The organism is Alcanivorax sp. IL2 (assembly GCF_047495475.1).
GTDB lineage: Bacteria > Pseudomonadota > Gammaproteobacteria > Pseudomonadales > Alcanivoracaceae > Alcanivorax.
Genome location: NZ_CP179932.1, coordinates 523840 through 548165, shown reverse-complemented (window position 1 = coordinate 548165; position 24326 = coordinate 523840). Strand labels below are relative to the sequence as shown.

The following is a 24326-nucleotide window of genomic DNA, read 5'->3' as shown; positions in this document are numbered from 1 at the left end:
CGCTTTGTCGCTGAATACCGTACCCGGCGCCGGACCGGGTACCCACAATGCCCGCAAGCATACCCCAAGCGCCAGCAAAGATGCAGGGTCAGGCCGGTTGTGGGGCCGCTGGATTGCGACGGTATTGCTGGTACCAGCGGGCGCTATGGGCAATAACCGCCTCCATGGCAGGGCGTGCCAGGCCCTGCTGGTCCAGAAAACGGTCGGTGTCGGTGGTGTCAAAACGGGTGGGCTGGATAAAGTGCAACGCCTCCGGCCAGGTGTTCATCAGCCTTGGCATCCCCGGCAGACGCAGTAATGCCGCCAGTACCGGTATCGGCAAGTGTCGCTGCGGTGCCCGCCGGCCCAGTATCTTGGCGGCGATGGCCAGCAGGCCCTGCAGATTGGGCGTGGTCGGGTCCAGGGCCAGTAGCCGCGGTGGGGCGCTGTCAGCGGTGGCGGCCACGGCAATCAGTGCCGCCAGATGATCCACGGCCACCAGCGGTAGCCAGTGATCCGGGCTGCCCGGGACCATGGCCATTCGCCCCCGAGCCAGGTTGTCGAGCAGCGCAAATAGCGGCTGGGTACTATCCAGGGCGCCGCTATGGCTGTGGCCGGCGACGGTAGCGGGTTGCACTTCGACCAGATCCAGCGCATCGGTTGCCGCCAGCGCCCGTACCCGGATTGCCGCTTCCAGTTTGCTGGCTTCATAACCGCCGGCCCGGCGGTAGACGTGCTGCCAGTCCACCTGATCCGGGGCGTCGCTGGTGATACCCAGTCGTTGCAGATGCTCCCGGTTCTCCAGCATGAAGCCACTGATAAACACCAGGCGGCTGCCATGGCGGCGGGCCAGCTCGGCCACCGCCAGGCTGCCGGCCACATTGGTGCGCTGGGCGGTCTCGCGATCCAGTTGCCAGGCGAAGCGTGCGCCCAGATGAATGATGGCCTGAGGGGCAGCGAGATCCTCCGGCAGGCCCAGGCCGGGTAAATCCAGGTCTCCTTGCACCGCCTGCAGGCGCTCGCCCTGCCCGCCCAGGGCATTGACCTGTTGGCGCAGGACGGGAAGCTGGCTGTCAGGCTGGCGCAATACCGCCAGGATATCGTGGTGTTGGGTTAACTGAGCGCAGACATGGCGGCCGATAAAGCCGGTGGCGCCGGTGATGAGCAGGGTCATGGCAGGTCTCCGTGATGAGGTATGCCACCACCCTAAAGGGTAGAGTATGCTCTAAGGTCAACAGTGAATTGAGGCGGCCATGCAGATTGCAGAACTGGAACAGCGTACCGGGGTAAACCGTCACACCCTGCGCTATTACGAAAAGGCCGGCCTGCTTCAGGAAGTGGAGCGGCGCGGTAACAATTATCGGGACTACCCGGAAAAGGCGGTGGAGCGGGTGGATATGGTGCGCCAGCTCAAGGCGCTGGGGTTTTCCCTGCGTGAGATTCGAGAGGTGCTCGATGCCTTGCGGAGCGACAGCATTGATTGCGAACAGGGCGCAGTGCTGATGGCGGAAAAGAAGGCGGCGGTGGACGACAAGATTCGCGAGCTGAAACAGGTCAGTGCCCTGCTGGGCCGGGAGCAGCAACGGCTGGAAGAGAGCGCGGCGGCATTGCGCGAAGAAGGACGTTGCAAGGGATGATTTTTACCACAGAGGGCACAGAGTTCACTGAGGAAAAGCAGGCTGAAGATGTGGATGCTGCGGGGTGTGCAGTAAACAATGTCGCGTGATTTTTCTCTTTCTGCTCTCCGTTTTTTATCAAAAGAACGTTTTGGTCAATGAATGGTGTTTTTGGCGAACACCCTTGCCTGACAATGGCGTACAAACGCTGGCGATTTCGCCGGGCTCTGCTTAGCGTATGGGTCCATTCTTCGTGCGGCTTCAGGGAGTAGATCATGGGTGCGTCACAGGCAGAACAGAACGGCGTGAAAGAAATCAGTTTTGCGACAGCACAGCAGGTCGGGAAGGTCTCCTGTGAAGATGCGCTGGCCATTTATGATGCGCTGGAGCCGATTGAGACGGATTTCATGATCGGTGCCTGGAAAGGCGAAGGCTTCGAAACCGGTCATCCGCTGGATGGGGTGCTGGAGCGTTGTCACTGGCATGGCAAGCGTTTTGACAGCGCTGAGCATGTGCACCCGCTGGTGTTTCGCAAGGCGTCCGGCGAGCTCACTACGGTGAAACCGTTGCTGGTGATGCCGGGGCTGGGCCTGCTCGACCGGTTGCCGTTCCTGAAGTCAGAACGGGTCGGCAAGTTGTTCCAGTGGATGCTGCCACTGCTGTCCGGGCGCCAGTCCGCCGCCCGCCTGCGGATGGTTAACTACCGGGGAAAAACCTCGGCCACCATGTCCTACGACAACCTGCCCATCAATGATGTGTTCCGCAAGGTGGATGACAACACCGTGCTCGGCATCATGGATCTGAAAGGCATGAAGCAGCCGTTTTTCTTTGTGCTGCGTCGCGACGATCGCTGAGTCTTTCTGCCAGAATATCCCCTGAATAATTCGTAATGCCTGTGGGAGCGGAGTCTTCCACAATGAAGATCGATTCGGGGGAGTCATCATGGCCGAGTGGGCACCGCAATACAGCAAGGCTGAACGTATCCGCCTGCTTTTGTTTCATGCCGCCTGGGCTGTGCCGCTTTTCCTACTGACCGAGTTTTTCTTTTTCCCCTGGTTCGAGCGCTACGTGGAAACGGCCCACTGTCACAACTATGGGTCTCTTAATGGCCTGGAGTGGGTGATCTATAGCCTCTTTATCGGCTTGCCGCTTGGGTTGGCATTGGTGGTGCTGGCCATTGAGGGGCGGCACAGTGTTCGTGTGTTACGACTGGGCCAGTCGCCCCTGCCCGGCGAAAAAGTGTTTCGCCCCACCCGCTATGCGTACGGCCACCGGGCGCGTATCAAGCCGCTGATCTTTTTCCTGCTGGTAGTGTTCTTGTGTGGGGTATCGGTGCAGGGATTCTTCTGGGCGGATGCCATGATCGATACGCTGTCGCCGGACGTTAGCCGGTGTCTGGGCCAGGCGCTTCAAGATGCGTAGGGTGCACTGAGCCCAAGGCGAACTGCACCATCCAAACGCTGAATTGGTGCAGTTCGCTTAGGCTCAGTGCACCCTACGTGATGGGGTCAATAACCGCTGTCCTCGGCGTCGCCGCTTAGGCGTTCGCGGCGTTCCTGTTCTTCCTCGAACGCTGCCTTGATTTCTGCCAGCACGTCTTCCACGTCGGCGATGTGGCCGTCGTCTTCCACCTGGCCGGTGAGTTCGCTGTCCGGGGTCAGCTCGCCGCTTTCATACAGGGCCCAGATTTCCTGACCATAGCGGCTACCGCGCAGTGACGGGGCATACTGGCCGTAATAGCGGGTCATGTTGTCCACGTCCCGGTAGAGCATGGCTTCGGCGCTGTTGTTGGCGGCGGCATCCACGGCCTGGGGCAGGTCGATGATCACCGGGCCGTAGTCATCCACCAGCACATTGAACTCGGACAGGTCGCCGTGGATGATCCCGGCACACAGCATGCGCACCACGTACTGCATCATCAGCGCGTGGTCTTCTTCCGCCTGCTCGGCGGACATCACCACCTCGCTGAGGCGCGGGGCCACGTCGCCTTCATCGTCGGTGACCAGTTCCATCAGCAGCACCCCTTCGAGCATGTCGTAGGGCTTGGGCACGCGCACGCCGGCCTCGGCCAGCAGACGCAGGGCGTCCACTTCGGCGCTCTGCCAGATCTTTTCCTGCTGCTCACGACCGAACTTGGAGCCTTTTTCCATGGCCCGGCTGCGGCGGCTGTTGCGGACCTTGCGGCCTTCCCGGTACTGGGCGGCTTTCTTGAAGTTTCGCTTGGCGGCTTCCTTGTAGACTTTCGCGCAGCGGATCTCCTCGCCACAGCGGACCACGAAGATATCGGCTTCCTTGCCGCTCATAAGACGGCTGATGACCTCGTCGATGAGGCCGTCATCTACCAGGGGTTGTAATCGTTGCGGGGTTTTCATGCCGCACTTATACCTTATTTGGCGTCCGGCTTCGCCTGCTTCCTGTGGTTTTCCTGTCGGAATCGGCGCTGGGGGCGATGAGGTGGGGCGGTAAAAGTAACGCCCTGCGCCGTACAGGTAACCGTCGCAGGGCGTTATTCAGAGGCGGGTCAGGCTTGCAGCTTGTCCGCCAGGGCGGTGGCGTTGCGGGCGCTCATGCCATAGATGGTGAGCTGCGGGTTCACCCCCAGGCTGGTGGGGAATACCGAACCGTCGATGATATAAAGGCCGTTCAGATACTTGTAGCTGCCGTCGCTGTTGACCACACACTGGGACTCATCCTGGCCCATGGCGCAGCCACCCATCACGTGGGCACTGCCAAGGCCGGTGATCACCGGGTCGTAGGCCAGGTTGTTGATGGCATCCCTGGCCTTTTTCCAGCTTTTGTAATAACCGGCATGGCCGTGGCTGGGGCGGATCTCTTTGGCCCCGGCGGCGAAGTGCATTTCCGCCATGGTCAGGTGGGTGCGCTTGGCGCCTTCCAGCAGATAGGGGTCAACGGGATAGTCGATGACCGGCTCGCCATTATCGCGCAGTTCCACATTGCCGCCGGGGTTGTCGGCGTGGAAGCCATCACGGATCAGGGCGATGGAGGCTGCCAGGTTGGGTAGGCGTTCGATTTCGCTGCGGGCATCGCCGCCGTAACCGCCCATCAGGGCACCAGTGAGGCCCGGGTGCATGGGCATCATTTCCAGCTTGTAGCCCGCCGGGCCGTCCACGCCATGCTTGAACACGAACTCGTCGGAATACAGGGATTGCGGCGCGCCGTAGTACGGGGCCACTTCCTGGTCGTAGATGCCAAAAGTGAAGGTAGTGGGGTGTAGAAAGGTGCGCTTGCCTACCCTGCCCTGGGGGTCCGGTGCCTCGGAACGCATCAGCAAGGCGGGAGTCTGGATGCCGCCGCCGGAAGCAATCACGGTTTTCGCCTTGACCGTGACAGTAGCGCCGGTAGGCACCTTGTCGTTGTTGAGCGGACGCACTTCCACCCCGGTGACGGTGTCGCCGTCGATCATCAGGCGATGGGCCTGGGCGCTGTGAATCAGGGTGGCGCCGTTGTTCATGGCCGTGGGCAGTGTGGTTACCAGCATGGATTGCTTGGCATTGGTCGGGCAGCCCATGCCGCAGTAACCGATATTCCAGCAGCCTTCCACGTTGCGCGGGATCACGGCCCATTCCCAGCCCAGGGCGTCGCAGCCTTTTTTCAGCACGTCGTTGTTGGCGTTGGGGGGCATGATCCACTGGCTGATCTTGAGCCGCTCTTCCATCTTCTGGAACCAGGGGTCCAGATCATCACGCAGCAGATTTTCCGCGCCGAAGGTGTCCTGCCAGTACTGCAGGGTTTCACTGGGGGTGCGGAAGGAGCTGGTCCAGTTGACCACGGTGGTGCCGCCCACAGTGCGGCCCTGCAGGATGGTGATGCCGGCATCCTTGGTGGCGCGCATGGCGCCCTCCTGATACAGATCCCGATAGGCCTGGCCTTCGTTCAGGGTAAAGTCGTCAGAGCTCATCAGCTTGCCGGCTTCGATAAGAATCACCTTGAGCCCGCGCTGGGTGAGAATTTCTGCGCTGACGCCGCCGCCGGCACCGGTGCCGATGATCACCACATCCGCTTCCAGAGTGCGGTCAGCGGAAACGGTACGGCCGTCAATGACATCCCAGCCGTTCTTGATACCGGTTTTCCACGGGTCATTGATGCCCTTGATGGGCAGGGAAGACAGGTCCTGCATGGCGTTGTCCTTTTATTTTTTGACTGGCTGGTGCAGAAGAAAGGCCGCTGTTCAGGCGACGATTTTTTGCGGCGGGCCCGGGTAACCGGTACTACGCGCCGCCTCGGGCTTCACGTACCAGGCCATGAACATGGGCTGGGTGAGGCCTTTGAATGCCATCTGCGACAGGCCGCGATCACTGGAAGACCAGTGCGCCAGGGTTTGTTGCAGCTCGTCTTCGCTCTGCTCGGCAAAGCTGGCCCAGGTGCCGGTGATAAACCAGCGGGCAGCGCCCAGCTGCATCAGATCAAGAATCTGAAACAGGGTGGCCCGGGTGCCGGGCATGGCCCCATCCAGAAGATCGTCGTAAGCCTTCATGCCGTCTTCGGCACTGGCGCCCACATCCGTGAGGGCCTTACCCAGCACGGCGCCGACCAGCGGGGTGAGCAGGTCCACGTCCTGTTGGCGAAAATGGCGATAACCTGCCGCCGGGCCGTCATTGCTGGAACAGCCGGTAAGCAGGGTGAGGCTGGAGCCGGTGGCCAGCAAGGCACTCCCGGCGGCGCCCAGCTTGAGAAAGCTGCGGCGATTGAGTCCCTGATCCATAGCGCACTCTATATTCTTGTTAGTGGTTATTTGTAGGAGCGGCGCTTGAGCCGCGAACCAATAAAATACGAGTTGCGAGAAGCGAGTTTCGAAAACCTCAAACCCGCTCTTCGTCTTTCGTAACTCGCTTCTCGTGCCTCGTTGCTGCGTGAGGCTGTTCGCGGCTCGAGCGCCGCTCCTACAGCAAGGCAACGGTGAATCTATAACCGCTGTTCCTATTTCAAAAAGTACTTGTCGATGATCTTGTGCATGCCACGGCCGTAAGGGGGCAGGATAAACTTGGTGGCGTTGAACTTGCCCTTCTTGTAGATGCCCTTGGCCTGGGAGAAGGTCAGGAAACCTTCCGGGCCGTGGTAGGCGCCCATGCCGGACTCGCCTGACCCACCGAACGGAATGTCGTCGACACCCACATGGGAGATGGTGTCGTTCAGGCAGACGCCACCGGAGTGGGTGTTCTTCAGTACCCGGTCGCAGTTGCCCTGGTTCCAGTCGAAGTAGTACAGCGCCAGCGGACGAGGGCGCTCGTTCACGTACTCGATGGCGTCATCCAGATTCTTGTAGGGCACCACGATCATCAGCGGGCCGAAGATTTCATCCTGGGCGATCTGCATGTCGTCGGTCACGTTCAGCACCAGGGTATGAGGGATCTTCTGGCTGCCGGTGAAATCTTCGTTGGCCGGGTTGATCTCGATGACATCGGCGCCCTTCTCGCTGGCATCCTTCAGGTAGCCCTGCAGCCGGCTGTGCTGGCGCGGGTTAATGATGGCAGTGAAGTCCGGGTTGTTGACCATGGTGGGGTAGGACTGGGCCACCTGGGCTTTCCAGGCGTCCACGAATTCCTGCACCCGGTTTTCCGGGCAGAGGATGTAGTCCGGGGCCACACAGGTCTGGCCGGAGTTCAGGCACTTGCCGAAGGCGATACGCTCGGCGGCATCCTTCATGGGGAAGTCCTGACCGATGATGCAGGGGCTTTTGCCTCCCAGCTCCAGGGTCACCGGGGTCAGGTTGGCAGCGGCGGCGCGCATGATGTGGCGGCCCACGGTGGTAGAGCCGGTGAACAGCAGGTGGTCAAACGGCAGGCTGGAGAACGCCTGGGCCACATCCACCTCGCCATTGATTACTGCCACCTGTTCTTCCGGGAAGGTGTCGGCAATCAGTTTCTCCAGCAAGGCACCGGTGCGCGGGGTCGCTTCACTCATCTTGACCATCACCCGGTTGCCGGCGGCCAGGGCAGTAATCAGCGGTACCACGGCCAACTGAATCGGGTAGTTCCAGGGCACGATGATGCCCACCACGCCCACTGGCTGGTATTCCACCCAGGTCTTGCCCGGCCAGCTCAGCGCGCTGACGCTACGCTTCTGGGGCTTCATCCACTTGCGCAGCTTCTTGGTGGTGTACTTGAGCCCTTCCAGGGTGAGCAGCATCTCGGCCAGCTTGGTTTCGTCGGCGGCGCGAGTGGTGAAATCGTTGTTGAGGGCCTCGATCCAGGCATCCAGGTTGTCCAGCAGCATCGGTTTGATGCGGTTGATAAGCTCAATGCGTTGTTCCGCGCTGGGGTAAGGGTGCTGGCGGTAAGCGGCTTTCTGGGCAGCGAAAATCTGCTGCATGCGTTCGATGTCGGCATTGTTGCTGTGGAGATCTTTCACTTCGGCGACCATGGTCACTTGCCTCCCGAGGCTTTTTTTATCCTGAGTCCGCGACTTCATCGCGGCGTCTGACGCAAGCCTTTGCCGCCACAGAAAATTTTCTTCAGTCGATCGCATTCCCTGATGCGACGCTTCTTCAGAAAATCCCCTGTGACAGCAAATTCTTACGCCATCCATCCACGCTGAAATCGCGGCTTCAGGATTATGTATGATGACAAGACCGGCAGTGCTGATTGCCGATCAAAAATTAACCTTGAGTCTGATTTTTAGAGTAATTACTCTAGGAGTCAACCTGCGGTAATGAAATCACAACATTTGGCCTACAATGACCAGCACCAAGGAACGCATCCTCAACACCAGCCTTACCCTCTTCAACCGCGAAGGGGAACGCAATGTGACCACCAATCACATCGCCGAGGCTCTAGGCATCAGCCCGGGGAATCTCTACTACCACTTCCGTAACAAGGGCACCATCGTGGCGGCGCTGTTCGAGCGCTACAGCCAGCACCTGCTGACCCTTCTGGAAGCCCCCCAAGGGCCGCTGACCTGGACCATCAAGACCCACTATTTCGAGGGCTTGCTGGCATCCATGTGGCAGTACCGGTTCTTCCATCGCGATCTGACCCACTTCCTGCACGCCGACGCGGAGCTGGCCGCCCGCTATCAGGCCTTTGTGGAAATCGTGCTGGAACGGGGGCGGGTGATTTACGGCGAGCTGCGCAGCAGCGGCATTCTCGACCTGGATGATGAACAGCTACAGGGGCTGATGGTGAACACCTGGGTGCTGATGTCCTCCTGGGCATCGCTGGTCCATGGCCTGCGCCCGGACGCGGCGGCGGATGAAGCCCTGGACGAATCCCTGATGCGCCATGGCATCTACCAGATCATCTGCCTGGAAGAGCCCTTCCTGCGCGGCGAGACCCGCGAGCACCTGGAAGAAATGAAGGCCCGCTACCGGGCTGCGGATGATACCTCTACCCTGCTGCTCGGCCATGTGCCCGGGCTGGACAGAACCGGCAGCGAATAGCTGCCCTTCCCTCGCAACCACTGCAAAAAATGGTTTACCACAGAGGGCACAGAGAACACTGAGGAGAATCCTCTTTTCCCAATGTGCTCTGTGCCCTCTTGGTGAAGACGCAGGGGCATTGCCCTTTTCCGGATACACCCCCACCACTCACCTTCAAACATAGGCGGTTGATAACCGATGGTTGTTTGCCTCTATGGGGCGGCCTGTACGCTCCTTGTGCATGGGCTGGATCCTATTCTCAATCACTCTGTCTTTATGATCAGTGTTATTGGGTCAGGGAAAAGAAGAGGTCAACATATTGAATCATGCGTAAACCGACCGGTTTGTAACTGACTGACTTTTCTGCTTTTATCTTTCGATATGCAAATTTGTAGTCTGTGATATGAAGCCGGCACGTTCATTGGATATTCGAGCCGGCTTCCTAATACCTGTTAGGCATACACAATGAGCCGTAGATATCTCAATCTTCAGGAAGCCGAATCGGCGCTTAAACGAGGAAAAGCAGTTGAGTGCTTCCTTGGCGGATGCGAACGGGATGGCGGTGCCGGCATAAAGTGGCTAAGCATTCGGGGGGGCGGCCCCCAAATAGATGTCTCGGTTTACGAAACAGCCGACTTGGGTGATGAGTCATTCCTTGATATTTATGAGTTTGGTCCGCTTGATCCAGACCTGGAGCTTGAAGAAGCAAATGAAGTCATATCGTTCGCTTCATTTGGACAAGCGATAGAATTTATTGAGCAGCGATTCACTGGATCATCTGAAAAGTTACTGAATGAGCTAATGATTCAAGACGAATATGCTGACTATATCTCGAGGGGCAGGGAGTAGAAATGCCTAACAATCGCAGGCACAGCGACGGCTTTTTCGTTGCGGCTTCGCCTCCACTACAAAGCCGCGCGTGCTGCGGGCGTTATGCATAGAGATTGAATGGAACGACTCAGGGATATCAGCAGGTTTCTAGGAAAGCAGTTTGATGTGATTGTCAAAGTGGCTTTTCTCGTTTGGGCGTTTGGGATCGCAGGCTGGTGTCTAGCAAGAGTCGTCGATAGATCCGAGTGGATTGTTTCAAATCAGCATCTCGTAGGCGAGAGCGTTCACCATTATGTGCTAGTGGTGTTTTGGGGCATTCCGATAGCCTGTGCCATAGCTGGAGGTATGGTTTTTTGTAAAACCAAGCCTTCTGTTGTAGCAGCATTGTTCATCTCCTCTGTCGGATTGTACTTATGGGTTGGGTAAGCATATCAAGCAGCGGAATGCCGACCTTCGGTGGCTATTCCGGGTGTTATGTGAAAACCATGATATGAAAATAGTCAATTTATTAAAGTGGATATTATGGCTTCCCGTTCTAGTAATAGGTGCTGGCATCGCGTTCTTTTCTCAGTTACTTGAAAAGAGAATAGAAAGAACTCGCGAGGAAGTTGAAGCTGTATTACGTAAGATGGAATCTGGGGTCGTAAGTGCAGATCTTTGGGATGATTTTTTAAGTGTTCCAATTTCCGATAAGCAGCTAGATAAAGTAAGGGAGCGCGTAGAAGTTCTTTGGGAATACGATGATTTTCAAACCAAGAACGCGGATGGTTTCTACGTATTAAACGAAAAGGGCCTGTCAGAAATTAGGAAGATACTTGGTGAACTTAGCAGTACATAAAAAATCTCAATCCGACCTGCACTGCGTTGCTCGTTTTGTGCTTGCCAGCTACGTTGGCACAAAAATCAACTCCGTTCCGGCGGCTTAGCTGGGCGTTGGTGCTAAATGAATCGAATACCTGAAGATTTTGATTTGAGCACGCTTACTGGAGAAGATTTATCCCAGATTCGCATCGATCAGCATCAAATTCAGCTTCACTTCGATAGTTTGTCTATCCAAGGCGGGGGGCAGGTTTTACTAGAGAAGAGCGGGGACCCCAAGAAGCTTTTCTCTGGTTCGTGGATAACCACATGTGGATTAGATACGTTGATCGGAAGCAAGGTTGTTGGCTGGCAGAGGAGAGATGATTTCCATTTCTGCTTATTGTTTTCCTGCGGGGCAACCCTGGTTTTTGTTACTCAAGAGGGGCCATATGAAGACTTCACCATTCTCATGGGAGAAGGTGAATTCTATGTTCTCTGAATCGCGCAGATCGTGCAAAGACCTCCCTCCTTCTCCCTAAAGCCATACTAGCCTCGCTGTCGCTCGGTTCGCCATGCAAGCATGGGCTCCTACAGGGATGGTTTCGCTCATGCTGTGAGGCGAACCCACCCCTGTCAACGAAACCCAAACCCCTGCACAAATGCCATCAACCGCTGCTCCAGCCAGTAGCGCTGGGGCGCGTGGTTGATGAAGCCCACGTGGCCCCCGTACTCGCTCACCTCCAGGGTCACCGCCGGGCCAAGCTCTTCCTGGCGCGGTAGTGTGTCCGGGGTCATGAAGGGGTCGTCCCGGTTCTGCAGCATCAGCGTGGGGGTGCGGATCTGCAGCAGCTTGGGGCCGGCGGAGCATTGGGCGTAGTAATGGTAGGCCCCTCGAAAACCGTACAGAGGGGCAATGATCTGGTCGTCGTAACGCCAGAAGGAGCGGATGCCGCTCATGTTCAGCCGGTGCAGACGCTTGGCTTCTGGCGGGTTTACCTTGTCCAGGTGGCGCTTCTTGTCGTCGAGCTGGCCGAGCAGCACTTTCAGTAGATGCTGGCGGTACATCTTCGACAGGCCCCGATCCAGCCGGTTGGCGCACAGGTCCAGCCGCAGGGGCGCACACACCGACGCCACCGCCGTCAGCTTGCCGTTGTCCCGATGAGCCAGCCAGTTCAGCAACCGGCTGCCACCTAGCGACACACCGATGGCAATACGATTGCCGGTGGGGTCCTGGTCAAACACATGCTCGATCACCGCATCCACATCGTCGGTTTCCCCGGCGTGGTAGCACAGCGCGGTGTCATTGGGCTGTTTCGCCCCGCGACTGTTGATCGCCACCGAGCGCACTCCCGCATCCGCCAGTGCCCGCTGGATGCCACGGATATAGTGGGAATCGCTACAGCCGGACAGGCCGTGCAGCAGGATCACGGTCAACTGCCCGGGGTGGCTTGCCGGCCCCGCCCAGTCCAGCAACAGCTGGTCACCATCCGCCAGCGGCAGCCATTCGCTGTGCCGCTCCACCTCAGGCAAGGCGCGACCGAGTGGGCCCCACAGGGTTTGCAGGTGGGGGTTGCGTAGCCACACGGGGGGCCGGAACGGGGAGGCAACGATTTCGCCCATGGAATCTCTCACTTGATAGCAGTCTCTTCGACCGGCGCTATGGTAGCCTTTTGCTTTTCCCACTGGCACCCATTGATGACGGAGATCCCTCATGGCCCGCCGCTTTTTTGACGATCAGGAATTTCAGGCAGGTGTTGCCACCCAGCTGGGCGCCAATGCCAGTCATCATATTGGCAAGGTGCTGCGCATGGCGGCGGGTGACGAGCTGGTGGTATTCAATGGTCACGGCGGCGAATGGTCCGCGCGGATCCTTGCCGTGGGCAAGAAGGCGGTGACCGTGGAGCCACTGGCGTTTGTGGCGGAAGACCGCACAGCGCCGTTGGCGGTCACGGTGGCGCTGCCCATGATCAAGGGTGAGCGCATGGATTATGCGATCCAGAAAGCCTCCGAGCTGGGCGCGGCGCAGATCGTGGTGCTGGATACCGAACGCTGCGAAGTGCGCCTCAAGGGCGAACGCCAGGAAAAGAAGCTGGGCCAGTGGCAGCAGGTGGCCATCAGCGCCTGCGAGCAATGCGGCCTTAACCGGCCGCCGCAGGTGACAGGCGTGATGTCACTCAAGGACTGGCTGACCTCAGCACTGCCAGACTTGCGCTTGATCGCCCACCCGGGGAAAAACCCGTTCTCCCCCGCTGCCCTGAATGGCATCACGGAACTGGCCCTGCTCACCGGGCCGGAGGGCGGCTTTTCCGATGACGAATTGCGCGTGGCAGAGGAAAACGGTTTTGTGGCGTTTGCCCTGGGCAATCGGGTGTTGCGCGCCGAGACGGCGCCGGTGGCGTTGCTGGCGGCGTTGTGGGCGTGGAAAGAATAAAAGATAGCTATAAGCTTCAAGCAGCAAGCTACAAGGCGCGGCCTGGTTTATCGCGGCAGCAAGTCTGTGCCCGCGCATGAGCGCGGATAAGACCCTGGCGGATACTACGGGACTATAACCGCGTTGCAGCTTGAAGCTTGTGGCTTGCAGCTAACAACAAGGACAAAACATGCTGACCACCCTGGCCATCAGTAATTACCGCTCCGCGCTGGAGCTGGTGTTGCCGCTCGGGCCGTTGAATGTGATCACCGGGGCCAACGGTAGTGGCAAGTCCAATCTGTATCGGGCCCTGCGGCTGCTGGCGGCCACCGCCCAGGATGATGTGATTGCGGCGCTGGCCGGTGAGGGTGGGTTGGAGTCTACCTTCTGGGCCGGGCCGGAGACGCTCAGTACTGCCATGCGCAAGGGATTGGTGCCGGTGGAAGGTGGGCCGCGTCAGCATAGTCGGCGGCTCAGGCTGGGTTTTGCCGACGAGGATTTTGGTTACCTGATCGAGTTGGGGCTGCCCCGGCCGGACAGCACCACCGCCTTCAACCTGGACCCGGAAATCAAGCGGGAAATCATCTGGGCCGGCGGCGCCTACCGTCCGGCGGCAGCGTTGGTGGATCGGCGCGGGCCGCTGGTGAAAGCCCGTGTCGATAACGGTTGGCTATCCCTGGCTGATCACCTCAATACCTTCGACAGTCTTTTCAGCCAGGTGGCCGATGCGCGTTCGGCGCCGGAGGTGCTGGCCCTACGCGAGCGGATTCGTGGCTGGCGTTTCTATGACCACTTCCGCACCGACCGGGAGGCCCCGGCCCGCCAAGTGCAGATCGGCACTCGTACACCGGTGCTGCACCACGATGGCCGCGATCTGGCGGCGGCCCTGCAGACCATCCGCGAAGTGGGCGACAGCCTGGCGTTGGATGCGGCCATTGAGGACGCCTTCCCCGGTGCCAGGCTGAATATCGAACCGTTGCCGGATGGTCGCCTGAAGCTGGAGTTTCATCAGTACGGCCTGCTGCGCCCGCTGTCAGCGGCGGAGCTGTCCGACGGCACCCTGCGCTACCTGTTACTGATCGCCGCCCTGCTCACCCCGCGCCCTCCTTCACTGATGGTGCTTAACGAACCGGAAAACAGCCTGCACCCGGATCTGCTGCCGGCACTGGCCCGCCTGATCGAGCAGGCCAGTCAGCACAGCCAGTTATGGGTGGTCAGCCATGCCAGCAGGCTGGTGGCGGCGTTGAACGAACATCCGGATTGCCATGGGGTGGAGCTCACCAAGGAGCTGGGTGAAACACAGATCGTCGGGCAGGGGTTGTTGAGTACGCCTAACTGGCATTGGTCGGAACACCACTGACGCAGGAAAATATGAAAAAACAATCGGGTGTACTGCAACGTTGGGATGATGAGCGTGGTTTCGGCTTTATCACCGACAAGAAAGGCCGGGACATTTTTGTTCATGTCAGTGCCTTTGGCCGTATTCGTTCGCGCCCGAAAGCCGGCGAAAAGGTGCTGTTTCGGGTGGAGCCGGATGCGGCCAAGGGCGTACGCGCCGTGGAGGTGGAACGGTGCTGGCGGCCCGCGCATCTGCTGTTGCCGGAGTTCCTTTTGCCGCTGCTTGTGGTGGCCGTTTTCTATGGCGCGTTCTGGTTATTCTTCTCGAAAAATGCGTTCTGGTTTTTCCTGATTATTTTCTTGCTGTTAATCGCCGGCCTGACGTTCCTGATGTTCGGTCTGGATAAGCGAGCAGCGCTGAACGAACGCCAGAGGGTGCCAGAAAATACCCTGCATCTTTTGTCCCTCGCCGGTGGCTGGCCCGGTGGTCTTCTGGCGCGTCCGCTGTTTCGCCACAAAACCCGCAAGCAGCCTTTTCGCACTGTTTTCTGGCTGATGGTCGTGGTAAATCTTGTGGCGGTAGGTGTCTTTCTGTTCAGTCCTCAGGCCGCGCCCTTGCGGGACTGGCTGGATGTTCAGGCGTTGAGTTGGTTGATCACACTCAAGCAATGGGGATGGATAAGCAGTCCAGTTTGAGACTGAAACGCTTATAAAAAAAGCGAATGGAATAAAACAATAACCAGGGAAGAAAAATAATATGCGGTTACCGGAAGAGGTGGAAAGCTCGCTGAAACTGTACGGAAAAAAAGCAGCGATCAGACAGTTATGCCGACAATATAAGATGAGTCGCGGGGCGGCAGCGGGATGGGTGTCAGCCTGCTGTGACAAACATCTGCAAGCAGCTGACACGTCGCTGAGCAACCGAAAAATAGCCGCCATTCTGATGGCGGCTTTTCTTGTTGGCATGCTGCTGGCGGCTCTGGAAAAACTGGTCTGAGCGCTTCAATTGATGTGGAGCACGAGGAAAAGACATGCAAGTGACAAGCCCTATTATTACCCCGGTCGTGGTACTGATGGCCTGGACCATGGTCATGTGGCTCTGGATGTATATAACGCGGTTGCCAGCCATGAAAGCCGCCAACATGAAGCCAGACCCGGTAGCGCCCCGTGGCGAGCAGATGAACACCCTGCCCGCCAGTGTGCGCTGGAAGGCGGATAACTATAACCACCTGATGGAACAGCCTACGGTGTTCTATGCCGTGGCCCTGTCGCTGGCACTGCTTGGCCAGGGTGATGGCATCAACCTGACGTTGGCCTGGGCCTATGTGGGTATCCGCGTGGTGCATTCGTTATTGCAGGCGTTGATCAACAAGATCGAGCTACGTTTTGTGTTGTTTGCCCTGTCGTCTCTGGTACTGATCGGGCTCACCGTCAATGCGTTACGCGCCGTGTTCTGATGGCCTTTGATACTGATCTGGCGTTGCGGGTGCGCGAAGGGCTGCTCACTGTCAGTGGTGCTCTGCCCGATGAAAAGCGCATGTTCGGTGGCCTCTGTTTCATGATCGCCGGCAACATGTGCTGCGGTATTCTCGGTGACCGCTTGATGGCACGAGTGGGGCCGGATGCCTATGCAGCGTTGCTCGGCGAACCTGGGGCCGGCGAGATGGATTTTACCGGCCGGCCCATGAAGGGCATGCTGATGATCGACGCCGATACCGTCGCCGATGATGCGGCCCTGCAGGACTGGTTATCTCACTGCTTTGCTTTTGTGCGTACCCTGCCACCCAAATAAATCATCAGGAATGACCATGCTGCAAATCGGGATTGTGATCTACGATGATGCCGAAGTGCTGGATTTCGCCGGCCCTTTTGAAGTGTTCTCTACTGCCGCCCGGCTCTGTGATAGTGCGCCCTGGCAGGTGTCCCTGATCAGTGAAAACCGTGAGGTGATGGCGAGAGGTGGCTTCCCGGTGAAAAGTCACTTCACCCTCGCCGACTACCCGTCTGTGGATGTATTGCTGGTCAGCGGTGGTGTGCATTGCGCTGGCATGGAAAACCCGGCCCTGCTTGAAGCCATTCGCGAGGCCGGTGATGCCGCCAGCTGGGTCACGTCTGTCTGTACTGGCGCCTTTCTGCTGGCCGAGGCCGGTTTGCTGACGGATCAACGGGTCACAACTCATTGGGAAGATAGTGCTGATTTACGACAGCGTTTCCCTGCGCTGGATGTGCAGGAAAATGTCCGCTGGGTAGAAGATGGCAATCTCCTCACGTCGGCGGGCATTTCCGCGGGCATCGACATGAGTCTGCATCTGGTGGAAAAGCTGCACAGCCGGAAACTGGCGGAAGACACTGCCCGGCAGATGGACTATGCCTGGCAAGAGTAGGTTTACCGATGCCGGCGGCTATAACGCCAGTACACCACTGCCAGTGATGCCGCCAAGATGGCAGGAAGCATCAGCGCGGTGAAATGCAGCAACCGGAACAGCCAGGTGCCGACCACGCCGCCACAGACGAAGCCACCAATCAACAACACGAACAGCAACAGTCGGCGGCCGTTGATGGGAATGCCGCGCAGCCTGTTGCCGAGCATGATGCCCAGGTCGGTGAAAATCCCGGACAGGTGAGTGGTGCGAATGATGGAGCCGCTGTAGGTGGTGACCATGGCGTTCTGCAGGCCGCAGGCCATGGAGGCCAGATAGATACCGAGATCACTGCCCTGTTGCAGTGTCAGCATGGCCATGATCAGCAACGCGGCTTCGATCAGCAGGGAGAAACCGTAATGGCGGCCCAGTTTCAGGGCGGTGCTGGTGATCAGCATGCCGCTGAGGGCGGCACCGGCGAGAAAGCTAAGCAGGGTAAACAGCAGGTGCAGGGCATTGCCCAGAGCCAGGTCCGCCAATGCCAGGCCCAGTAGCGACGAGGTGCCGGTCAGGTGAGAGACAGACTGGTGGCTAAAGCCCAGCAGCCCCACCGCATTGACACTGCCCGCCAGAAAGGCGAGCAGAAAGGCTCCAACTTCTACCCAGGGTGGAAGACGCGTCAGCAAGAAAGCCCCCATGCATAGCCGTGGTGATAGGCAAGTGTAACATGCGCGTCAGCGGGGGATTTTCGACTATTTCTTTTTCTTCTTCTTACTGCCTTTTGAGGCTTTTTTGTCGTCGCCCTTTTTACCGGACTTTTTCTTGTTGTCTTTCTTGTCACTCTTTTTGGGCTTTTTGCTGGTGCCCTTGGTGCTTTTCTTGTCCGTTTTTTTCTCGGACTTTTCATTTTTGGCTTTGACGGGTTTCAGTGCTTTGACTTTTTTGCCGCTTTTCTTTTTTTCTTTGTCGGCTTTTTGCGTCTTGCTGTCTGCCTGCGCAGAAGAAGTGGGAGCCGGGCTGTCGGTGTCGAAGATTTCCAGGCTCACGGTCCGGAACCGTCGTAAACAGTAGCGTACCTGGCCGAGGCTGAGCCCACTTTGTTCAGCGGCCTGTTGCTGGGTATTGCCCTGGTCCAACGCCAGCAATGCCTTGGCACGGGGGCCGTTCGGGGCCGGTTGGTCGGATCGAGCCTGGCAAAAGGTACGCTGTGCGCTGGTAAGAAGAGAAGACTGACTCATTATAGGTGATCCCCTGAGGTGGGCCCGGAGAGGGTGCCGGGCCTTGGACAAAAAACACGAGCCTTACACAATACGAGACAGCCAGAGAGGAAAGCAAAAAAACAAATTGCCTGTCAGAAAAGTGACATCTTTCAGCCGCTCTTCTGCTGCGTTTCCATCATGTCAGCCTGCAGGATTTCAATCCAGTATCCATCCGGATCCTTGATGAAAGCGAGACCTTTCATCTTGCCATCATCCGGTTTCTTGACGAAATCCACTCCCAGCTTTTCGAACCGTTCGGCGGCGGCGTAAACATCGGGAACGGTGATGCCGATATGACCAAACCCCTGGGGTTGGTCGTTGCCATTGTGATAGGCAAAGTCCGCATCGTCTTCGCTGCCCCAGTTGTGGGTCAGCTCCAGCATGGCTTCACGACCAAAGGTGTAGGTGAGTCGTTTGGCATCGTCCTCGGGCACCTGGCGCGCCTCCTCTTCCCCCAGATAGGCCAGGAAATAGAGGCTGAACTTCATTGCCGGAAAATCGAGTTTGCGCACCAGGCGCATGCCCAGCACCCGGGTATAGAAATCCAGGCTGACCGTGGGGTCCTTGATACGGAGCATGGTCTGGTTGAACAGGAAATCGCGAGTGGCGTCGTCCGGGGTTTCACAGAGGCCGTCGGCCTGTTCGAAATGGCGGGACATGGGGGCTCCTGAATCTTTGAGGCTTGGGGATCTTCAGGATATTGGGATGGGGCGAAAGGAATGCAAGCCTTGTTGCAGGTGCGTCGCTGGCGGCGCGATCCCCCAAATACCTGAAAAGACGGATCTACCACAGAGGGCACAGAGCACACAGAGAAAAACCCGTCTTTTCCTCAGTGATCTCTGTGCCCTCTGTGGTGGAAGTGCTTTTGATCCTGGTCTTGGGGGCGCCCTGGCAGCGTTACCTCAACGGTCGCTCCGGTTCGCACCTCAAGCGGTGCTCCTACAGAGAGGGCGGAGCTTGCGGTTGGCAAGCTCCTGGAGATGGATGGATCAGGCCGGGGTTTTTTCCACGGTCTTGAGGACTTTCTGCAGGCCGGCCACGGCGCCACCGATGTCGCTGAGGCCCTGGGGCAACAGCAGAGTGGTGGATTCCTTGGCGACTTTTTCGAAGGCGGATACGTACTGCTCGGCGATGCGCAGGCTGACGGCTTCTTCGCCGCCATCCTCTTTCACGGCACCGGCCACCTGGCGCAGACCTTCAGCGGTAGCGGTGGCGATCAGCTCGATCTGACGGGCGCGACCTTCCGCCTCGTTGATCTGCTTCATCTTCTCCCCTTCGGAGATATTGATCATCTCCTGCTTCTCACCTTCGGAGCGGTTGATGGCGGCCTGGCGATCACCCTCTGAACGGTTGATGGCGGCCTGACGCTCACCCTCGGACTCGGCAACCACGGCGCGACGTTCACGCTCGGCACGAACCTGTTTCTCCATGGCGTCCTTGATGGACACGGGCAGGTTGATGTCGGCCACTTCGTAGCGCAGTACCTTCACGCCCCAGGGCTGTGCGGCTTCATCCACCGCCTTGACCACTTCCATATTGATTTCGCCGCGTTCCTCGAAGGTCTTGTCCAGATCGATTTTACCGATCACGGAACGCAGGGTGGTCTGGGCCAATTGCTGGGCGGCCATCACGTAGTCGTCCACACCGTAACTGGCGGACTTGGGATCGATTACCTGCAGGTACATGACGCCGTCGATGGAGACTTCGATGTTGTCCTTGGTGATACAGCTCTGGCGCGGCACGTCACGGACGATTTCCTTCTGGGAGTGCTTGTAGGCAACCCGGTCGATAAAGGGCATCAGGAAGTGGAGGCCCGCCTCCAGGGATGTCTGGTACTTGCCCAGTCGCTCCACCACATACACCTGCCGCTGCGGCACGATGCGGATCACCATGAAGAGCAGAATGACAACGCCGAGGGCGATGAGAGCGGAAATAATTAAACCTGCCATGGATAGGGTTCCTTGTTATTGCTAGCGAGTTGAGATGAAAACGGGTTGGCGATAGGGGTCATTCAGCCGGTGTCTGCGGCCCTGGCGTCCAGGGTTCGACGGTGAGCCAGAGGCCGTCGTGCTGGGTAATGCGAACCATATCGCCGGGATGCAGGGGTTGGGCGCACTGTGCCTGCCAGCGGGCGCCCCGGTAGGAAACGGTGCCCACGCCGTTGCTGAAGGCGTCTGCCACGGTGGCGCGACCACCGACCAGGCCGGCACTGTCTGCCTCGCCCTCACCGCGGGGCCGCTCACTGCCCATCAGCTTGTCGTTGATCACGCGACGGACAAATACCAGCAATAACAGGCTGGTAAGAGCGAACAGGGTCAGTTCCCAGGCGGTGTCATCCAGCAGTCCGAGAAACTTGAGGCTGCCTACCAGCAAAGCAGCGATCCCGAAGAAGATCACCACCAGTCCGGAGACGGCAAATTCGGCGATCACAAAGGCAAGCCCGGCGATAATCCAGTAGCTGTATTCTGGCAGATCCATTCCTGTGCCCCTGTAGCGTGTGCATTATTTTGATCAACTAAGATAGCACGTTGGTGACAGGTTAGTCGGTAGGAAAAGGCTGAAAGTTAGAGAGCTGCAAGCCACAAGCTTCAAGCTACAACGCGGTTGCAGCTCCATGGTTTTGCAAGGCCTTGCCCGCGATTAACGGTAAAGGCTCGGGCGTAAGCGTATCAAACCGGGAAAGCTGATCCCGCGTTGTAGCTTGAAGCTTGCGGCTTGCAGCTGAATCAGTGCTGATGCCCGCCAACGCCGTGGGCGTGCTTGTGCGCTTTTTCTTCTTCGCTGGCATCACGAATATCCGTAATTTCCACTACAAAACGCAGGGATTTTCCAGCCAGGGGGTGGTTGGCGTCCACGTCCACGGTTTTCAGGCCTACCTTGAGCACGGTGAGCATGCGCGGGCCTTCGTCAGTGGAGACGGTGACGACCTTGCCAGGGGCCAGCTTGCCGGCGTGTTTCAGGTACTTGCGGGAGATGCGCTGGAACAGGGTGTTGTCGTATTCGCCATAGGCGTCTGCCGGGCTCACGGTCACGTCCACCTCGTCACCGACGGCCTTGCCGGTAAGGGCGGCTTCCAGGCCCTTGATGATGTTGTTGTAGCCGTGCAGGTACGCCATGGGCTCGCCGGTTTCCCGGGAGTTTTCAATTTCGCTGCCGTCGTCGGCGTTGAACAGGCTGTAATGCAGGGTAACGACCTTGTCGTTTTCGATGGTCATGCAGGCTCCGGTTGTCAGGCGATCGGGATGGTGGGCAATTGTGGCGCCTTCATCGCCGCCGGGCAATTATCTCAGTGGTTGTGTTTGCCGGGGAGCATGCGTTTCAGGGTGGCGTCCCTGTCGATGAAATGGTGCCACAGGGCGCCTGCCACATGGATGGCTATCAGGGTCAGCAGCGTGGTCCACAGCACCTCCTTGTGAATGAAGGCGATTTGCTTGGCCAGGTCGGTATTGATCGCCGCCAGTTGGGGCACGCTGACAATGCCAAAGATCTCTATGGTCTTGCCGGCAAACTGGCGCATGGCAAAGCCGCTGAGGGGCATGGCGAGAAGCACCCCATACAGCAGTCCATGAACAAGACGGGATAACTGATGCTGCCAGGCGGCGCCAATGGGTGTCGGGCGCGGGTAAAGGGCGCGGCCATAAAGCCGGATCAGGATGATAACCAGCGTGGTGAGCCCCAGTGAAAAATGCAGCATTTTCCACCATTCGCGCATGGGGTCACTTTTTTCGTAGAACTCATGGAGTTCCACGGCGCCCCAGACCATCACCAGCAACAAGACCACCAGCCAGTGAAGCCCTTTGTGTAATGCGTGCCAGCTTGCCGGTCTTGTAGTCATGGTGCGCTCCCGTTTATTAACCGAAGTATGCTGGATAAAGATTAACCGGGGCTTAACGGGTATTCACTGATCCTGGTCAGTGTCCGGGTGCAGGCCCAGGGTTTTACGGTCTTCGCCCTGGGCGATCCGCGCCAGCAGGTCGCGGGATTGGCGATACCAGCGCCGCCGCCCTTTGGGGCCCCATTTGAAACGTTTGTAGGTCCACTGGTACTGGGCCAGGTTGCGGTCGATGTAGCGTTGCAGGCCGGCATTCATGGCGGTGAGAATCTCGGTACAGTCGCTGGCCTGTTCGATCTCCGGGGCGGCTTCGAAGTGGAGATGGATGTCTTTCACGCCGCCCGGGCCCCGGATGCAGGACACGATGAACACATGGGGGCGGTAGCGCTGCACCAGCTTGTCGATCAGTGCCGGGGTGGGCACGTCGTAGCCAAAGAAGGGCACGCAGGGGTTGCTGCGGTTACCGGGATTGTGGTCGGAGAGAATGCCCAGGGTGCCGCCGGCTTTCATGGCCGCCAGCGCCTTTTTGACCCCCTGGCTGTTGGTGGGAATCAGTACCGAGCCAGTGCGCTCCCGAGCTGCCTTGACCATGGCATCCATCAGGGTGGCCGGATGGGGCTGGTACATGATCAGGGTCTTGTCGCGGTCGCCCTTGTCGCCCACGTAGAGGTTACTGATTTCCCAGCTACCCTGGTGCAAGGACAGCATGAGTACCGGTCGCTCGCAGGCGCAGGCATCCAGAAAGGCTTGCTCGCCGTGGATATGGGTGATCCGGGCCAGGGTTTGTTCCACCGGGCGATGCCAGACATGGCTGAATTCGGTGAGTGTGCGGCCCAGTTCGGCCATGCTCTGGCGGCCGATACGTTTGGCGTCCGCCAGGCTCATGGCCGGGTGGGTGGCCAGCAGATTGATCAGCACCACCCGGTAGGCACTGGCATAGCGCAGCGGCACCAGCGTGATCAGGGTGGCAAAAAACGCCCCGAAGGCGGTGACCAGTGGCAGTGGAAGCCAGGCAAGCAGACGGACCACCAGCCACAGGCGGCGGCCTTGATATGGTTTACTCATGATGGCAATTCAATTGTCAGGGTCTCGCCATGCTGCGGGACCCGAAATGTCTCGGAATCGATCTGTTGTTCTTGCAGCGCCTGGGCCAGAGCCCGTGGTGGCGCGTCCATGGGCTCGTCGGTGAGCACAAAGGTGCCCCAGTGCATGGCGACCGACTGGCGGGCGCCAATGTCCTGGTGAATTGTAACCGCTTCTGCCGGGTTTATGTGGACCGGGGACATAAACCAGCGGGGTTCATAGGCGCCGATGGGTAACAAGGCCAGGTCCACGGGGCCGAAAATGTCGCCAATTTCAGTAAAAAGCGGGGCATAACCGGTATCGCCGGCGAAATAGAGACTGAAATCCGGGAAGTTCAGTCGCCAGCTACACCACAGCGTCTGGTTATGGTCGCCGGGGCCACGGCCACTGAAATGCTGGGTGGGCAGGCAGAAGGCTTCCACCTGGCCGTGGTATTCGCTTTGCCACCAGCCCAGTTCAATAATGCGCTCCACGCCCAGATTACGTAGCCAGGAAGCCACGCCCGTGGGCACGAACCAGAGTATTTCACGACCAAAACGGGCCTGGAGCTGTTTTACCGACGCTCGATCCAGATGGTCGTAGTGGTTGTGGGAGACCAGCACGGCATTGATCGGCGGCAGGTCATCGACGGTAAGGGCGGGCGGTACCGCCCGTTTCGGGCCGGCAAAGGACAGTGGTGAGCAGCGCTCGGAAAATACCGGATCGGTAATCATATTCCAGCCGCGGTGCTGAAACAGGAAGGTGGCGTGGCCGATCCAGGTCAATTGCGGTTGCGGTCCCGGGTTAGCCAGGCGCTTCGGGTCCGGCTGCTGCAGCGGGAAAGGCTGATGGCGCGGAAACTGGCCACGGGTGTCCCATTGCCAGCGCAGGAAGGCACCCAGGCCATGGCGGGGGGTAGGGAAACGATTGCGATACACCCCGGCGCGGGCAGGGTGTTCTGCTGCCAGAGCGGCCAGCCGTTCCCGGTCGATCATGCGCCGTCCCGTAGTCCTGCCACGGCGCCTTCAATGGCATCCAGATCGGGAATTACCGCCAGGTCGCCACCCACCTGGATGTACATGGTTTCCGCCGGGCCGGTGTCCACCGGTTCTTCCACCGGATCGTTCTTGGCCACTTTCATCATCCGCGGGATCCCCTGCACGATCACGGCATAGAAAGTGCTTTTTCCAGCCACGGTATTGAGTACCGCGATGCGGGCATCCTGGCCAATGGTGATCTGCCCGGACTCGTTGAGCTTCTCAAAGGACAGCAGCGGGATATTCTGGTCCCGCCAGCTCAGCCAGCCCAGCAGCCATTCAGGGCCATGACCGGGTCGATCCGGTTGGCGCAGGGGGATGATTTCGGCGACCACGATGTTGGGGATCAGCCAGGGGCGCCCCTGCATGGGGATCAGCAGGCTGGAGATGTCGGATGGCAAGCTGCTCATAGTAAACCTCAAAGTG

Annotated in this window: 30 protein-coding genes; 14 read left to right on the top strand and 16 right to left on the bottom strand. The window is 58.7% G+C overall.

Annotation, left to right across the window (positions count from 1 at the left end; translation table 11 throughout):
• Positions 1-88: 88 nt before the first annotated feature.
• Positions 89-1153, bottom strand: coding sequence for an SDR family oxidoreductase (locus tag ACMG4N_RS02565; protein WP_414432842.1), 1065 nt, complete (start codon positions 1151-1153; stop codon positions 89-91).
• Positions 1154-1232: 79 nt separating this feature from the next.
• Here ACMG4N_RS02565 and ACMG4N_RS02560 point away from each other — a divergent pair, with 79 nt between their 5' ends.
• From ACMG4N_RS02560 to ACMG4N_RS02550, 3 genes are all read left to right on the top strand, one after another.
• Complete coding sequence (locus ACMG4N_RS02560; RefSeq protein ID WP_297767551.1) at positions 1233-1616, top strand: MerR family transcriptional regulator; 384 nt, start codon at positions 1233-1235, stop codon at positions 1614-1616.
• Positions 1617-1870: 254 nt separating this feature from the next.
• A complete protein-coding gene (locus tag ACMG4N_RS02555; RefSeq protein WP_297767548.1) occupies positions 1871-2449 on the top strand; it encodes a DUF4334 domain-containing protein in 579 nt (192 codons plus the stop codon).
• An 88-nt stretch (positions 2450-2537) separates the two neighbouring features.
• The gene (locus ACMG4N_RS02550) at positions 2538-3017 is read left to right on the top strand and encodes a hypothetical protein (RefSeq protein ID WP_414432841.1); all 480 of its coding nucleotides are present in this window, start codon (positions 2538-2540) and stop codon (positions 3015-3017) included.
• 86 nt (positions 3018-3103) lie between these two features.
• Here the strand turns inward: ACMG4N_RS02550 and ACMG4N_RS02545 are convergent, their stop codons facing one another.
• The 4 genes from ACMG4N_RS02545 to ACMG4N_RS02530 form a co-directional block, all read right to left on the bottom strand.
• Positions 3104-3967, bottom strand: coding sequence for a PA4780 family RIO1-like protein kinase (locus ACMG4N_RS02545; RefSeq protein ID WP_297767543.1), 864 nt, complete (start codon positions 3965-3967; stop codon positions 3104-3106).
• Positions 3968-4116: 149 nt separating this feature from the next.
• Positions 4117-5733, bottom strand: a complete 1617-nt coding sequence (locus tag ACMG4N_RS02540) for a GMC family oxidoreductase N-terminal domain-containing protein (protein ID WP_414432840.1) — start codon at positions 5731-5733, stop codon at positions 4117-4119.
• A gap of 51 nt (positions 5734-5784) precedes the next feature.
• On the bottom strand, positions 5785-6318 hold the full coding sequence (locus ACMG4N_RS02535; protein ID WP_297767536.1) for a twin-arginine translocation signal domain-containing protein: 534 nt from the start codon (positions 6316-6318) through the stop codon (positions 5785-5787).
• A gap of 215 nt (positions 6319-6533) precedes the next feature.
• Positions 6534-7976, bottom strand: coding sequence for a coniferyl aldehyde dehydrogenase (locus ACMG4N_RS02530; RefSeq protein WP_414433297.1), 1443 nt, complete (start codon positions 7974-7976; stop codon positions 6534-6536).
• 313 nt (positions 7977-8289) lie between these two features.
• Between ACMG4N_RS02530 and ACMG4N_RS02525 the strand changes: the two genes are divergently transcribed.
• The 4 genes from ACMG4N_RS02525 to ACMG4N_RS02510 all read left to right on the top strand — a co-directional run bounded on the left by ACMG4N_RS02525 (position 8290) and on the right by ACMG4N_RS02510 (position 11101).
• Positions 8290-8991 carry a TetR/AcrR family transcriptional regulator gene (locus tag ACMG4N_RS02525; protein WP_335626024.1) on the top strand — a complete coding sequence of 234 codons (702 nt, stop codon included), beginning with the start codon at positions 8290-8292 and terminating at the stop codon, positions 8989-8991.
• Positions 8992-9435: 444 nt separating this feature from the next.
• On the top strand, positions 9436-9819 hold the full coding sequence (locus ACMG4N_RS02520; RefSeq protein WP_414432839.1) for a hypothetical protein: 384 nt from the start codon (positions 9436-9438) through the stop codon (positions 9817-9819).
• A 472-nt stretch (positions 9820-10291) separates the two neighbouring features.
• A complete protein-coding gene (locus ACMG4N_RS02515) occupies positions 10292-10639 on the top strand; it encodes a hypothetical protein (RefSeq protein WP_414432838.1) in 348 nt (115 codons plus the stop codon).
• 105 nt (positions 10640-10744) lie between these two features.
• Positions 10745-11101, top strand: a complete 357-nt coding sequence (locus ACMG4N_RS02510; RefSeq protein WP_414432837.1) for a hypothetical protein — start codon at positions 10745-10747, stop codon at positions 11099-11101.
• Positions 11102-11235: 134 nt separating this feature from the next.
• On the opposite strand, the gene ACMG4N_RS02505 is transcribed toward ACMG4N_RS02510, so the two are convergent.
• A complete protein-coding gene (locus ACMG4N_RS02505) occupies positions 11236-12222 on the bottom strand; it encodes a YheT family hydrolase (RefSeq protein ID WP_414432836.1) in 987 nt (328 codons plus the stop codon).
• A 91-nt stretch (positions 12223-12313) separates the two neighbouring features.
• On the opposite strand from ACMG4N_RS02505, the gene ACMG4N_RS02500 reads away from it, so the two are divergent.
• The 7 genes from ACMG4N_RS02500 to ACMG4N_RS02470 all read left to right on the top strand — a co-directional run bounded on the left by ACMG4N_RS02500 (position 12314) and on the right by ACMG4N_RS02470 (position 16734).
• Positions 12314-13033, top strand: coding sequence for a 16S rRNA (uracil(1498)-N(3))-methyltransferase (locus ACMG4N_RS02500; RefSeq protein ID WP_414432835.1), 720 nt, complete (start codon positions 12314-12316; stop codon positions 13031-13033).
• 169 nt (positions 13034-13202) lie between these two features.
• The gene (locus ACMG4N_RS02495) at positions 13203-14372 is read left to right on the top strand and encodes an AAA family ATPase (RefSeq protein ID WP_414432834.1); all 1170 of its coding nucleotides are present in this window, start codon (positions 13203-13205) and stop codon (positions 14370-14372) included.
• On the top strand, positions 14354-15046 hold the full coding sequence (locus tag ACMG4N_RS02490; protein ID WP_414432833.1) for a DUF1294 domain-containing protein: 693 nt from the start codon (positions 14354-14356) through the stop codon (positions 15044-15046). The genes ACMG4N_RS02495 and ACMG4N_RS02490 overlap by 19 nt, the downstream gene beginning before the upstream one ends.
• A gap of 61 nt (positions 15047-15107) precedes the next feature.
• Positions 15108-15347 carry a hypothetical protein gene (locus ACMG4N_RS02485; protein ID WP_414432832.1) on the top strand — a complete coding sequence of 80 codons (240 nt, stop codon included), beginning with the start codon at positions 15108-15110 and terminating at the stop codon, positions 15345-15347.
• Between the two features lie 34 nt (positions 15348-15381).
• The gene (locus tag ACMG4N_RS02480) at positions 15382-15807 is read left to right on the top strand and encodes an MAPEG family protein (RefSeq protein ID WP_414432831.1); all 426 of its coding nucleotides are present in this window, start codon (positions 15382-15384) and stop codon (positions 15805-15807) included.
• Positions 15807-16142 (top strand): TfoX/Sxy family protein, encoded by a 336-nt coding sequence (locus ACMG4N_RS02475; protein ID WP_414432830.1) that lies wholly within the window; start codon positions 15807-15809, stop codon positions 16140-16142. Before ACMG4N_RS02480 ends, ACMG4N_RS02475 begins: the two co-directional genes overlap by 1 nt.
• A 16-nt stretch (positions 16143-16158) precedes the next feature.
• Positions 16159-16734 (top strand): DJ-1/PfpI family protein, encoded by a 576-nt coding sequence (locus ACMG4N_RS02470; protein WP_414432829.1) that lies wholly within the window; start codon positions 16159-16161, stop codon positions 16732-16734.
• Positions 16735-16736: 2 nt separating this feature from the next.
• On the opposite strand, the gene ACMG4N_RS02465 is transcribed toward ACMG4N_RS02470, so the two are convergent.
• From ACMG4N_RS02465 to ACMG4N_RS02420, 10 genes are all read right to left on the bottom strand, one after another.
• Entirely contained in the window at positions 16737-17396 is a 660-nt protein-coding gene (locus ACMG4N_RS02465) for a YoaK family protein (protein ID WP_414430577.1), read from the bottom strand.
• A 66-nt stretch (positions 17397-17462) separates the two neighbouring features.
• Positions 17463-17948, bottom strand: a complete 486-nt coding sequence (locus ACMG4N_RS02460) for a helix-turn-helix domain-containing protein (protein WP_414433296.1) — start codon at positions 17946-17948, stop codon at positions 17463-17465.
• A gap of 131 nt (positions 17949-18079) precedes the next feature.
• Positions 18080-18628, bottom strand: coding sequence for a lactoylglutathione lyase (gene gloA, locus ACMG4N_RS02455; protein WP_414432827.1), 549 nt, complete (start codon positions 18626-18628; stop codon positions 18080-18082).
• 330 nt (positions 18629-18958) lie between these two features.
• Positions 18959-19918: an SPFH domain-containing protein gene (locus tag ACMG4N_RS02450; protein ID WP_035245793.1), complete on the bottom strand. Its 960-nt coding sequence runs from the start codon at positions 19916-19918 to the stop codon at positions 18959-18961.
• A 58-nt stretch (positions 19919-19976) separates the two neighbouring features.
• Entirely contained in the window at positions 19977-20447 is a 471-nt protein-coding gene (locus tag ACMG4N_RS02445) for an NfeD family protein (RefSeq protein WP_414430579.1), read from the bottom strand.
• Between the two features lie 248 nt (positions 20448-20695).
• Positions 20696-21184, bottom strand: coding sequence for an FKBP-type peptidyl-prolyl cis-trans isomerase (locus ACMG4N_RS02440; protein ID WP_297767490.1), 489 nt, complete (start codon positions 21182-21184; stop codon positions 20696-20698).
• A 71-nt stretch (positions 21185-21255) separates the two neighbouring features.
• Positions 21256-21804, bottom strand: a complete 549-nt coding sequence (locus ACMG4N_RS02435; RefSeq protein ID WP_414430580.1) for a cytochrome b — start codon at positions 21802-21804, stop codon at positions 21256-21258.
• 63 nt (positions 21805-21867) lie between these two features.
• Positions 21868-22866: a lysophospholipid acyltransferase family protein gene (locus ACMG4N_RS02430; RefSeq protein WP_414432825.1), complete on the bottom strand. Its 999-nt coding sequence runs from the start codon at positions 22864-22866 to the stop codon at positions 21868-21870.
• A complete protein-coding gene (locus ACMG4N_RS02425; protein ID WP_414432823.1) occupies positions 22863-23858 on the bottom strand; it encodes an MBL fold metallo-hydrolase in 996 nt (331 codons plus the stop codon). Before ACMG4N_RS02425 ends, ACMG4N_RS02430 begins: the two co-directional genes overlap by 4 nt.
• A complete protein-coding gene (locus ACMG4N_RS02420; protein WP_297767479.1) occupies positions 23855-24310 on the bottom strand; it encodes a chemotaxis protein CheW in 456 nt (151 codons plus the stop codon). The genes ACMG4N_RS02425 and ACMG4N_RS02420 overlap by 4 nt, the downstream gene beginning before the upstream one ends.
• Positions 24311-24326: the final 16 nt, after the last annotated feature.